Source organism: Terriglobia bacterium (genome assembly GCA_020072815.1).
Lineage (GTDB): Bacteria > Acidobacteriota > Terriglobia > Terriglobales > Acidobacteriaceae > Angelobacter.
This window is the reverse complement of record JAIQGE010000011.1, coordinates 28,132-40,005: the sequence shown is the minus strand read 5'-3', so window position 1 is coordinate 40,005 and position 11,874 is coordinate 28,132. Positions and strand designations below refer to the sequence as shown.

At 59.1% G+C, this 11,874-nt stretch carries 10 protein-coding genes; 3 read left to right on the top strand and 7 right to left on the bottom strand.

Translation table 11 applies throughout. The annotated features are described in order from the left end of the window. Positions 1-47 precede the first annotated feature (47 nt). On the top strand, positions 48-1,298 hold the full coding sequence (locus tag LAO20_14740) for a beta-ketoacyl-[acyl-carrier-protein] synthase family protein (protein ID MBZ5532687.1): 1,251 nt from the start codon (positions 48-50) through the stop codon (positions 1,296-1,298). Positions 1,299-1,383: 85 nt separating this feature from the next. Here LAO20_14740 and LAO20_14735 read toward each other — a convergent pair whose 3' ends face one another. The 6 genes from LAO20_14735 to LAO20_14710 form a co-directional block, all read right to left on the bottom strand. Further along, the gene (locus LAO20_14735) at positions 1,384-1,932 is read right to left on the bottom strand and encodes a hypothetical protein (protein ID MBZ5532686.1); all 549 of its coding nucleotides are present in this window, start codon (positions 1,930-1,932) and stop codon (positions 1,384-1,386) included. Between the two features lie 125 nt (positions 1,933-2,057). Next, positions 2,058-3,098, bottom strand: a complete 1,041-nt coding sequence (locus tag LAO20_14730) for a VWA domain-containing protein (protein ID MBZ5532685.1) — start codon at positions 3,096-3,098, stop codon at positions 2,058-2,060. 148 nt (positions 3,099-3,246) lie between these two features. Next, positions 3,247-3,783, bottom strand: a complete 537-nt coding sequence (locus LAO20_14725; protein ID MBZ5532684.1) for a hypothetical protein — start codon at positions 3,781-3,783, stop codon at positions 3,247-3,249. A 130-nt stretch (positions 3,784-3,913) separates the two neighbouring features. Continuing rightward, the gene (gene ahcY / locus LAO20_14720) at positions 3,914-5,194 is read right to left on the bottom strand and encodes an adenosylhomocysteinase (protein MBZ5532683.1); all 1,281 of its coding nucleotides are present in this window, start codon (positions 5,192-5,194) and stop codon (positions 3,914-3,916) included. A gap of 140 nt (positions 5,195-5,334) precedes the next feature. Continuing rightward, complete coding sequence (metK, locus tag LAO20_14715; protein MBZ5532682.1) at positions 5,335-6,513, bottom strand: methionine adenosyltransferase; 1,179 nt, start codon at positions 6,511-6,513, stop codon at positions 5,335-5,337. A gap of 200 nt (positions 6,514-6,713) precedes the next feature. Next, on the bottom strand, positions 6,714-7,652 hold the full coding sequence (locus LAO20_14710; protein MBZ5532681.1) for a DUF4115 domain-containing protein: 939 nt from the start codon (positions 7,650-7,652) through the stop codon (positions 6,714-6,716). Between the two features lie 242 nt (positions 7,653-7,894). On the opposite strand from LAO20_14710, the gene LAO20_14705 reads away from it, so the two are divergent. Further along, complete coding sequence (locus LAO20_14705; GenBank protein MBZ5532680.1) at positions 7,895-8,953, top strand: sensor domain-containing diguanylate cyclase; 1,059 nt, start codon at positions 7,895-7,897, stop codon at positions 8,951-8,953. A gap of 236 nt (positions 8,954-9,189) precedes the next feature. Here the strand turns inward: LAO20_14705 and LAO20_14700 are convergent, their stop codons facing one another. Beyond that, on the bottom strand, positions 9,190-10,251 hold the full coding sequence (locus LAO20_14700; protein ID MBZ5532679.1) for a hypothetical protein: 1,062 nt from the start codon (positions 10,249-10,251) through the stop codon (positions 9,190-9,192). Positions 10,252-10,438: 187 nt separating this feature from the next. Between LAO20_14700 and LAO20_14695 the strand changes: the two genes are divergently transcribed. Next, complete coding sequence (locus tag LAO20_14695) at positions 10,439-11,806, top strand: M48 family metallopeptidase (protein ID MBZ5532678.1); 1,368 nt, start codon at positions 10,439-10,441, stop codon at positions 11,804-11,806. Positions 11,807-11,874: the final 68 nt, after the last annotated feature.

Here is an 11,874-nt window from a genome sequence, read left to right as displayed (position 1 = left end):
GTCCAGCAAAGCGCGCAAGTCCTGCATCAATTATAGAATCAGTATCTATGCTGAAACGGGCGGTCATTACAGGAATGGGCGTGGTCAGCCCGAATGGAATCGGTAAACAAGCCTTCTGCCAGGCAATTCTGGCGGGCAAGAGCGGAGTCAAGAAGATTACCCGCTTTGACGCCTCTGATCTACCGGTGCGGATTGCCGGAGAAGTGCAGGACTTCAACGAACTGGATTGGCTGGACGCCAAGGAGATGAAGCACGTTTCCCGCAGCGTCCCGCTGGCAATCGCGGCGTCCACGGAAGCACTGAGCGATGCCGGCATTGATCCCGCCAAGCTCTCGCTGGATGAAAAGCGCGAGATCGGCGTAGCGCTGGGCACCGGCGGCGGCGCCAACGACTTTACCGACCACCAATATCATCTTTATTACCAGGGCAAAATCAAGCAGGTAAGCATCTTCACCATTCCCAGCGGGACCATGGGCACCATGTCCAGCGAGGTCAGCATGCGCTTCGGCTTCCGCGGGCTGAGCCACGTGGTCACCAGCGGCTGTACTTCGTCCACTGACGCCATCGCCTACGCCACGCGCCAGATCCAACTGGGTACGCAGCCGGTGATGCTGGTGGGCGGCGTGGATTCGCCGCTGGCCTGGGGCATCGTGAAGGCCTTCACCCTGATGCGCATCATGACCGAGAAATGGAATGACGAACCCGAGCGCGGTTCGCGGCCGTTCAATGCTGATCGCGACGGCTTTGTGCTGGCGGAAGGCTCGTGGATGTTTGTGCTGGAAGATTACGACCACGCCCGCGCCCGCGGCGCGCATATCTACGCCGAGATTGCCGGCTACGGGTCAACCTGTGAAGCGTTCCATCGCGTGCGGCTGGTGGAAGGCGGAGAAGAGCCGGCCCGCGCCATCGGCCTGGCCATGAAGGAGGCCGGCGTGGGTCCGGCGCAGATACAGTACGTAAACTTGCACGGCACCTCGACCCAGCTCAACGACCGCATTGAAACCGCCGCGCTCAAGCTGGCGCTGGGCGACCACGCTTACAAAGTGCCAATGTCCGCGCTGAAATCGCAGATCGGCCACCCGCAAGGCGCTTGCGGAGCCGCCGGCATCGCCGCGACCCTGGTGGCGATGAAACACAAGCTGTTTCCGCCTACCATCAACCTGGAAAAGCCCGATCCCGAATGCGACCTGGATTACATTCCCGAGGCCGGCCGCACAGCGGAGATCGAACACGCGGTGTGCAACTGCATTGCGTTTGGGTCGAAGAACTCGGCGCTGGTGCTGCGACGGATGGAGTAAGCGACCGAAAAATCACATCTCACCACGGAGACACGGAGGCACGGAGAAAGAACAGACGGGAAGGGCGCGATACGCAGGAAGAATTCTAGCTGCTTCGCAGCATTTCATCGGGAATACCTGCCGGAATCGCATCCGGCGTCGCGCAAGTCACCATGTTGCCGAAGCAGCTAAAGCACCACATCGCGGCGCGCCAGGCATCCTGCTCTTCGCCCTGGGGAAGCGGCGCGGGCCATTCAAGGCCGAGCGCGTGGCTGCGCATCAGGAAATCAAAAAAACGCACCGTATAATCCTCGGACTCTTGCTCCTCGTCAAAGGCGCCCTGCAACCGGACCACATCCAGAAACTCTCCGGCATCCATGGTTTCGGCAATCACAAAAACCTTGCGCTGCCAGCTGCGCACGCAGAGGATTCGCCGTTGCAGATAGAAGAGCGCCCATTTGTGTTCCATCATCGCCGGGCGGAAAAGCGCGCCATCGGACAACGGGGCAGGTCTGCGGTACCGCAGGATGGTCTGCACCGTGCGCGGCGCAATGGAAGGCGCTCCAATGAAGCTGCGCCCGTCATCGCGCGCAAAAGACAAGGCATTCGCGGCACACTGCGGGTCAGAGGACGTGGAGATCATGGTCTGCGTCACTGGACGGACATCGAGCAGCCGGACGCGCCACGAATTCTGGTCAGGAGCAAACCACTGCAGTTGCGGTTTCTCAGGCATAACGAAACAAGTTTACCAACCGGCTTGGGACGCTGGCATTTTTGAGGCTATTCCGGCGCGCTCTCCCGTGCAGTGGCCCAATACCTGGTGCGGGCCAGAATGACAATGTCGTTCCCTGACCGCAGGCGCACACGGACCTCATGCAAGCCTGGATGCGGCGACTTAGGCTGGAAGCTCAAGAGGTAGCGGTTGTGCAGATGGTTGGTAAAGTCGGTCATGCGCGCTTCAAAGCCTCTCTCTGACTTGAACAATTCATATTCTCCGCCGGTCATGGCAGCAATGGTTTTGGGCGTGTTCGTGCGGATGGTCTGGGCAGCCATCGCGAGCAGCGGGCCCCGCCGGACTCCCCCCGCCGTGCCAGCCACGTCGCTGTCGTCGTAGTTGCCGCGCAGAGCATCGAGCGTGCTGGAGAGCCAGGGAGCAAAGGCCAGTGAGTAGACCACGGTGTTGCTATCGCCGATGGCCTGCACCGCGTCATCCAAGTTGGCTATCTTGCTGTGGTCGCGGGTCTCACTGATGAGCAGCAGGACGCGTTGGCGTTCCTTCGGTTCATTCTTCAACAAGCTCACGGAATAGCGGACAGCGTTAAGAATGGCGGCGCCTTTGTTGCCGGCCCGGAGTTTCTGCAGGTCGGAGGCGACAAGTTCGCCATCCGTGGTAAAACCGCGCGCGAGCACCACCTCGCTGTCAAAAGTGACGATGGCCGCCCGGTTGCGCCCCTGGCTCAGGATGGGACCGAGCATAGTACCCAGGGCGCGAATGCGGCGAAGTTCGGCTTTGGCGGAGCGGCCTAGTTGGATCGCGACCACCAGTGAGACCGGCACAACGTCAGCGGCTTCGTCCATGTTGACTGTCTGTTCCACGCCGTCGTCTTCAATGATGAAGTCTTTGGCTTGCAGCCCATAGACGATCTCGTCATTCTGATTTTTCACCAGCGCCGGCACCAGAACAAGGTTGGTTTGCGCGCGAAAGACAGGCTGCTGTGGCTGCGGCTGCTGCTGTGGCGACTGCGGCGGGCCCTGCGCTTGGGCGATTCCCCCGGGCACGCAAAGCAGCGCGGTGGACAAGATGGCTCTGGCCAGCATCATAGGTATCTTATGGACAGCGTAAGCCGGAATTTCTTGCGGAGAAAACTCAAACGCTCCACGCATGAGAAAGTTCGCTTACGTATTTAGACTACGCGCTTTTGCCGGCTCCAGGTGTGTTCGCCATCACAGGATTCCGTGATCAAACTGCCTAGTACCGGCTGGCGATGGGAAACTGTTCCAAAAATGGCTCGCAGAAGCCGGAAAACTCGGCGCGAAACGCGTCAATGGAACGCGGCCGGATGGGATTACTCACTACCGCCCAGATGACGAGGCCGACGAAACCGAGAACGATTGCCCCCAGGATTCCCCACGCTGGTTCCACGCCAAACCGTGGCAGCACAAAGGCGTCGGCCACGCCCACCAGCGGCAGCACCCAGGACAAGGTGACCCACAGGCTGCGCTTCCCCTGATGTTCAGCACACAGCGGCACTGCCACCCGCACAGACTTGCGCACGATCATCGCGATAATCACATAAATCAGCACACCCGCCAGGATGGCCAGGTAAAGGGCGGGATGATGCCAGTAGTAGGTCTTGTCAATGGGCTTGCCGCTGGCCGGGGCTCCGCATTTGACACAAACTGGCGGCAAGTACACCGGTTGACCGGGCAAGGGCAGCGCAAAGAACAGGTTTGATCCGGAGCGAACAATCGGCGGCGCTTCCGGGGAAGGCAGATTCGTAGCCATATGTCCTCTTAACTAAGGGCAGATCATAATGGCGCGGCCTTTGCTACACAAAGCAAAAACGGCGGCCTTCTTTCAGCCGCCGCTTGTTTTTGTTTGGCTAGTTGCCAGTTGCTAATTGCCAATTACTGATTTAGGTGCCTTCGGACCACGATGCCAGATACTCTTCCTGCTCTGGCGTGAGCCGGTCAATCTTCACGCCCATGGACTCCAGCTTCAGCCGGGCCACTCGCTTATCCAGGTCTTCAGGGACAGGATAGACTTTCTTCTCCAGCGTCTTGTAGTTCTTCACCAGATACTCGCAGCAGAGCGCCTGGTTGGCGAAGCTCATGTCCATCACCGACGCCGGATGGCCTTCGGCGGCGGCCAGGTTGATCAAGCGGCCTTCTCCCAGCAGGTAGATCTTGCGGCCGTCTTTCATCGCGTACTCGTCCACAAAGTCGCGCGTCGGGCGCTTGGACGACGCCATCTTCTCCAGCGTCGGAATATCAATCTCCACGTTGAAGTGGCCGGAGTTGGCGACCACCGCGCCGTTTTTCATGAGATCAAAGTGTTCGCCGCGCAGCACGTTCTTGTTGCCGGTGACGGTGACAAAGATGTCGCCGACCTTGGCGGCTTCCGCCATGGACATCACGCGATAGCCTTCCATCACGGCTTCAATGGCCTTCGTGGGGTCAATCTCAGTGACGATCACGTCCGCCCCCATGCCGCGCGCGCGTGAGGCCAGGCCGCGTCCGCACCAGCCGAAGCCGGCCACCACAAACTTGCTGCCGGCGATGAGCGCGTTGGTGCAGCGGATCACCCCGTCCATGGTGGACTGGCCGGTTCCGTAGCGGTTGTCAAACATGTGCTTGGTCAGCGCGTCATTCACGGCGATGATGGGATAGCGCAACGCGCCTTCCTTGGCCATGGCCCGCAGGCGGATCACGCCGGTGGTGGTTTCTTCCGTCCCGGCGATGATGCCGTCCACCACGTCAGTCCGCTTGGTCAGCGCCACGGTCACCAGGTCAGCGCCGTCATCCATGGTGAGATGCGGCTTGTGGTCCAGCGCTGAAAGAATGTGCTTGTAGTAGCTCTCGTTGTCCTCGCCTTTGATGGCGTGGCAGGAGATATTGAAATCGCGCACCAGGGACGCGGCCACGTCGTCCTGCGTGGAAAGCGGGTTGGACGCGCACAGCACCATGTCCGCGCCGCCATCACGCAGGGTGATGGCCAGGTTGGCGGTCTCCGTGGTCACGTGCAGGCACGCCGAGACGCGTATGCCCTTCAGCGGCTGGTTCTTGATGAATTCCTTGCGGATGATCTGCAGCACCGGCATGGACTGGTTGGCCCACTCAATGCGGCGCTTGCCCAGATCGGCCAGTTCAAGGTTCTTGACGTCATACGAATGCGGCGTAGCAACAGTTGTTGACATGTTTTCCTGTTTTTGTGCCTTAGTTGGCATAGATTGTATGGTTCAGTTTTCGTTAAGGGGCGAGTTGTGCCTTAGCGTAGAGCCGTAGCACTGCTACGGCTCCAGACGCGGCAGTGCCGCGTCTCTACGCCGGGCTTCACTTACTTTGCCACGCCCACCTTGGAAGCGCCCTGCGCCTGCTCTTTCAGCTTGGCGGCTTTGTCGGTGGCTTCCCAGGTAAAGTCGGGGTCCTTGCGGCCAAAGTGTCCGTAGGCCGCGGTCTTCTTATATATAGGACGCCGCAGCTTCAGCGATTCGATAATGCCTTTGGGCGTCAGGTGGAAGTTGTCGCGCACCAGCTGCTCCAGCGTGTCCTCCGCCAGCTTGCCCGTGCCGAAGGTATCCACCAGGACGCTGACCGGCTCGGCCACGCCGATGGCGTACGCCAACTGGACTTCGCAGCGGTCCGCCAGACCCGCGGCCACAATGTTTTTGGCGATGTAGCGGGCCATGTAGCACGCCGAACGGTCCACCTTGGTCGGATCTTTGCCGCTGAACGCGCCGCCGCCGTGACGTCCCATGCCGCCGTAGGTGTCCACAATGATCTTGCGTCCGGTCAAGCCGGTATCGCCCATGGGACCGCCGATGACGAACCGGCCGGTGGGATTGATGTGATATTTGGTGTCAGCATCCAGGAACTTGGCGGGAATCGCAGCCTGGATCACGTGCTTCATGATGTCTGCGCGCAGCGTCTCGTTGTCAATGGAGTCAGCGTGCTGGGTGGAGATCACGACGGCGTCCACGCGTCTGGGTTTGTGGTTGGAATCGTATTCCACGGTGACTTGCGATTTGCCGTCCGGCCGCAGGTACGGGAGCATGCCGTTCTTGCGGACTTCTGAGAGCCGCATCGTCAGCTTGTGGGCCAGATCAATGGGCGTAGGCATGTAGTCTTCGTTCTCGTTGGTGGCATAGCCGAACATCATGCCCTGGTCGCCGGCGCCGCCGGTGTCCACGCCCATGGCGATGTCGCCGGATTGCTTGTTGATGCTGGAGATCACCGCGCAGGTGTTGGAATCAAATCCGTACAGCGCGTTGTCATAGCCAATGGACTGGACCACGCCGCGGACGATCTTCTGGAAATCAACATACGTGTTGGTGGTAATTTCGCCGGCGATCACCACCAGCCCGGTGGCGGTGAGGGTTTCGCAGGCCACGCGGCTATGCGGATCTTCCGTCAGACACGCGTCCAGAATAGCGTCAGAAATCTGGTCTGCAATCTTGTCCGGATGGCCTTCTGTGACCGACTCCGATGTAAACAAAAAACGTTCCCGTGAAGCCACTTGTACTTCCTCCTGAAAAATATGCTTGCCGCCGTCGGAACCAACCTCATGGATACCATCGAAAAGACTAAATTAAGGACCGGCCCAGGGACAATGCTTCGGTGTTGCCCCTGCGCGAAACACGCCTGAATGGCGGTTTTTGGGGCTTGAAATGGACTCTAATTCATTGTAGTCGCGGCGCGCTGGGCACGCTACTCCAGCTATTCGGCCAGGCCCGTAGGAGTAAAGGTAAGCGTACGGGCTTCACTTTCATTGCCGATCACCCCCAGCGGCTTCCCGTTGTAGCTGAGTTCCAACCCGCCGGCGTTCCCCGTGGTGACGATGATCTTCCGCCCGGCTTTCACAAATTTCTGTTTGTCAGCCCGCAGCGTGCCGTGGGCCACCTGGCGTCCGTCAGCGACCACGGAAATCCAGGCGTCTTCCTTGGCCTTGATGACAATGAAAAAGGTTCGCTCTGGCGGCTGCGGCTTGACCCGTGCAGCCGGGCTGGCAGACGGTTCCGCTGTCTTGGCCGGGACCACGGCTGCAGCCATTTCCCGAACCGGATTCTGCTTCACCGGAGCGGGCGTAGGCACGGGCACATTGTCTGCAACAGGAGCCGCACTAGCCGATGACAAAGCAGCCGGCTCGCTGGGCTGCGACGTGGTGGATGGCGCCTTGTAACTTCCTTTGGACGATCCGCCTTTGGACGGTCCGCCGGTAGTCGCGCTTGCTGGTTCCGCTGCGCTGACCGTGCCCGTAGTCTCTCGCTGGTGGCTCTTCTTGGCCCAAAGCGTATAGCCAATGCCGATCACAATGATCGCGGCCACAGCTCCGATCAGAGGCCAGCGGGGAACCCGAGGATTGAGCTTGCGGTCGGGCTGTTCGTGGATTTCCAACGGAAACTGGTCTTCCGGCGGAGGCGCTTCGTGGCTGTTGGCGGCGTAGTCGGCGACTGCCTGTTCTTCGTCAATTCCCAGGTAACGCGCATAGGCGCGCACAAAGCCTTTATTAAAAATGCCACCGGGCAGGGAGTCAAAATCCTCTTTTTCCAGGGATTCCAGGTTCTTGCGGGAGATTTTTGTGGATTCGGCAATCTCGTCCAGGGTGATGCCTCGCATCTCCCGCTCACGACGCAGCCGGTCTCCAAATGAACCCATGGGGGAAGCCTTATGTCCTTTTAAATTAAGCCCGTAAGTGGCTCATGATAGGGAGAGTCCACCTCCCATGTCAAATCAAAACCGCCCCGTAACTGCCCATTGGACAAGGACTTCCAAGGTACTGAAGTGCTATGACCCGCGGATTTCCGGACGATTGTGAGGTTGCCGATTTCATTAAATCGGGCGATAATACGCCAAAGACCGAGACTTTCTCCGTGAGCACACAAGGAAATACCCGTTACATGACCGAGGATGCAGGACCTGAACGTAGAAGCAAGCGGCAACTGCAGGAAGTCGCCATCTTCAATGATGTTGCGAAGGCCCTAACCTCGTCTCTTAATCTGGATTCGATCCTCCAGACCATCATGGACAAGATGGCGGAGTTCTTCCGCCCGGACACCTGGTCCCTGCTCATGGTGGACGAACAAAAGGACGAACTGTACTTCGCCATCGCCGTGGGCGACGCCGCGGAAACTCTTAAGACCGTGCGCATGCGCATGGGTGAAGGCATTGCCGGCTGGGTGGCCCGCTACGGAGAGTCGCTGATCGTCCCTGACGTTTACAACGATCCCCGCTTTGCCAAACGCGTGGACGAAATGACCAAGTGGAAGACCCGGTCCATCATCTGCGTGCCGTTGCAGTCCAAGCACCGCGTGCTGGGCGTGATCCAGCTCATCAACTGCGCCATGGAAAGCTTTGGCGAGCAGGAAATGTTCTTCCTGCACGCTCTCTGCGACTACGCCGCCATCGCCATTGATAACGCGCGCGCCGTGGAAAAGATCCAGGAACTCACCATCACCGACGATTGCACCGGCCTCTACAACGCGCGTCATCTTTATAAGACGCTGGAGTCGGAAGTTTACCGCTCGGCGCGCTTCGGCTACGAGTTCAGCGTGATCTTCCTCGACCTGGACCACTTCAAGCACGTCAACGACACTTACGGTCACCTGGTGGGCAGCAAGCTACTCCAGGAAATCGGTTTCAAGATCAAATCGCAACTCCGCCTGATTGACTACGCCTTCCGCTACGGTGGCGACGAATTCGTCATCCTGCTTCCGCAAACGGACAAGCAGTCCGCCCTGGTGGTGGCCAAACGCATCCAGGACATGATGCGCAAGACCGTCTTCCTGGCAGAAGACGCCCTCAATTTGCAGATCCGCTGCAGCATGGGATTGGCGACCTATCCCGAAGATGCCAAGAGTTCGCACGAGATCATCCGCCAGGCCGACGAGATGATGTACATGGTGAAGAACTCCAGCCGCGACAACATCGCGGTGGCCCAGCAGGGAATACTGAAGTAAGCTTTTTTCTGAAATCCCGACCCTGAGCTGGCCGAAGGGGAGGGATCCCTCTCATCACAAAGACTCCCAATCAAAAAACCAGCCGCGAACGAACGCGGAATCGCGAATGCGACTCTTCTATTCGTGTTCATTCGCGTGTATTCGCGGCAAAGCCTTCATTCTGTCGATAGGGATCCCTCGCTCCGCTCGGGATTGCAGAAGAAGCAGTCTTGGCTAATTGCTAAGTGCTAAGTGCTTCACTTCTCCCTCTTCTCCAACTCCGGCGGCTTCTCTTTGCCATCGGGGCCGACGTCCGGCTTGCGCGCCGTCCAGGCGTTGATGTTGGCGGGGGCCGTGGGATTCACGCCAAAGTCCCAGACATAAACATTGATTTCGTTCTTTTCCTGGTCCAGGACTTCCACCACGGCGTATTCGCCGGGCGTAAGCGGCTCCAGCGGAGTCACCTTGATCCAGCCGCTGCCGGCGGGCGTGTTCGTGGTCTTCACCCAGTTCTGTTTCTGGCTCATCTTTCCGTAGAGGGCGACGTTCAGCTGGCCCACAATGCGCTTTTCCTTCTTCTGTTCCATGCGCGCGATGCGATAGCGCTGCGGCGGCTCGGCTGGCTGGTCTTGATCACTGGCCTTGGACTTCCCATGCGCCTGCGATGACTCTTTCTGTTTCTTTCCTCCGCGGTCGGGCTTCGTTGCCGGTTTGTTGTCGTCTTCCCATGGCACTGGCTGCGAAACGCCGGCCGTTTCCACGTTGATCCAGATCTCCGGTTCCTGGACGTGGGCTTGTGTGCGCGCGTGCTCGCCCGGGAGCTCAATGGTCTGCTTGGAGGATTTTGCCAGCGGGTTGATGGCCACGCGCAGAATGCTGTGGCCGGTTTGCTTGTTGAGTTCGCCGCTGTTTTGCGTCAATTCCACCAGCTGCGGCTGGCTCTGGTAGCGGTCCAGGATGAACACGCCGCCGTCGGGCAGGCGCAGCCCGGGGGCAACCATGGGGTTCTCCACGGCTTCTTTTTCATTCAACTTGGCGATGGATTTCACTTCTTCCGCGCGCAGCGCCTCGCGTTCCGCGTTGTACTTCTCCGTGGCCGGCCAGTCTACAAGGTCGTTGGGCAACTCTTCCCAGACGTAGCGGTCGGCGCTGTAGTAGCGAACACGGTTGCCCTGGACTTCCCACTTGGTTACCGACTGGTAAGAGCCGTCCTTGAGAACCAGGTGTTTGGGGTTCTGCTGGGCGAAAAGAGAAAGACACGTAAGTAAAAGTAAGAAGACCAGGATTAACGGAGCCGGGATTTGAACGAGCCGCCTCATGAGAAGCACTCCTCCAACTTACTTAGATGCGGAAAAACTGCTTTTGCTGGATCAATTCTAACTCGCGGGAACTTGAGGTCCATAAGCGCGAGGAGCCCAGGCGACTTGCGAAAAACATTCTCGCCCTCAGTCGTTTTCTGCTATCTTGCCCGGTTCCAACATTCGGCTTTGGAGAGGCCCTTCTGCCATGCGAACCTTTTCTTCCCTCGTTCTGTTCTTGCTCTGCTCTGTGCTGCTGGCCAACGTTGCCGCTGCGCAAACGCCCGCTGCTTCGCCGGCAGCTTCCGCACCCGCGGGTTCGTCCGCAACACCTGCGCCCACGGCGTCTGCACCGCAGGCCGCGCCTGCTCCTGCGAAGCCAACCACCGAGTACACTCTGACTCCCGACAAGCTGGCCAAAGCCAAGGCGCTTTACGATCTGCGCGGGAAACTGAGGATCATTGATCTCGTCTGGTCGTTCGTGGTGCTGCTGGGGATTCTGTATCTGGGAATCGGCGCGCGGTATCGCGACTGGGCGGAGAAAGCCGCTGGCTACAGTTTTCTTCAAGCCATGGTCTTTGTCCCGCTGTTGCTGCTCACCATCAGCGTTGTAGGCTGGCCGCTGGACGCCTACCAGCACAGCATCAGCCTGCAATACGGACTAAGCGTTCAGGGCTGGGGATCGTGGTTCGCGGACGTCCTCAAGGGCGAGGTCATTTCTTTGGTAATCGGCACCGTAGCACTATGGGCCTTGATCAAGCGCATCCGCAAGAGTCCCCGGTACTGGTGGCTCCAGATCTGGCTGCTCTCCATCCCCTTCTCCGTACTCCTTTTCATCATCACGCCCGTTGTGATTGACCCCATGTTCAACAAGTTTGAACCGCTGGAAAAGACCAATCCCGAACTGGTGCAGCAGTTGGAACGGGTGACCGCGCGCGGCGGCCTGAGCATTCCCCGCGACCGCATGTTCCTGATGAAGGCCAGCGAAAAAGTCACCACCTTGAACGCCTACGTCACCGGTTTCGGACCGTCCAAGCGCGTGGTGGTGTGGGACAACACCATCCAGAAGGCCAGCACGCCGGAAACGCTGTTTGTCTTTGGCCATGAGATGGGGCACTACGTGCTCAACCACGTGGTGATCGGACTGGTTGCCGGGGAATTGGGGTTGCTGCTGGGCTTGTTCGTCTTGTACCGGGTCTCGGGATGGTTCCTGCGCCGCTACGGCCAGCGCTGGCAAATCCGCGAACTGGGCGACTGGGCAGCCGTGCCCATGATCTTTTTGATCTTCGGAATTCTCGGCTTCATCGCACAACCGATCGGCAGTACGATCGGCCGGCAGATCGAACACAACGCCGATGTCTACGGACTGGAAGTCACGCACGGCATCAACGCCAACTCCCAGGAAGCCGCCGCACACGCCTTCCAGGTGCTGGGCGAATTGAGCTACTCGTATCCTTACCCCAGCAAGCTCGTGGTCTTCTGGTACTACGACCACCCCGCCATCCCCGACCGCGTACGGTTTGCCCACGGCTACGATCCGTGGAGCAAAGGCGAGCAGCCGAAGTATGTGAAGTGACCGCGAACAAATCTGGCCGCGAATGAACGCGAAAAACGCGAATCGGAGAATCCCATTCGTGTTGATTC

What these genes read in the sequence shown, in the direction of transcription:
- LAO20_14730 (MBZ5532685.1), bottom strand. Translation starts at nt 3,098, where the DNA reads ATGATGCTGGCCAGAGCCATCTTGTCCACCGCGCTGCTTTGCGTGCCC.
- LAO20_14725 (MBZ5532684.1), bottom strand. Translation starts at nt 3,783, where the DNA reads ATGGCTACGAATCTGCCTTCCCCGGAAGCGCCGCCGATTGTTCGCTCC.
- LAO20_14695 (MBZ5532678.1), top strand. Translation starts at nt 10,439, where the DNA reads ATGCGAACCTTTTCTTCCCTCGTTCTGTTCTTGCTCTGCTCTGTGCTG.
- LAO20_14700 (MBZ5532679.1), bottom strand. Translation starts at nt 10,251, where the DNA reads ATGAGGCGGCTCGTTCAAATCCCGGCTCCGTTAATCCTGGTCTTCTTA.
- LAO20_14740 (MBZ5532687.1), top strand. Translation starts at nt 48, where the DNA reads ATGCTGAAACGGGCGGTCATTACAGGAATGGGCGTGGTCAGCCCGAAT.
- ahcY (MBZ5532683.1), bottom strand. Translation starts at nt 5,194, where the DNA reads ATGTCAACAACTGTTGCTACGCCGCATTCGTATGACGTCAAGAACCTT.
- LAO20_14710 (MBZ5532681.1), bottom strand. Translation starts at nt 7,652, where the DNA reads ATGGGTTCATTTGGAGACCGGCTGCGTCGTGAGCGGGAGATGCGAGGC.
- LAO20_14705 (MBZ5532680.1), top strand. Translation starts at nt 7,895, where the DNA reads ATGACCGAGGATGCAGGACCTGAACGTAGAAGCAAGCGGCAACTGCAG.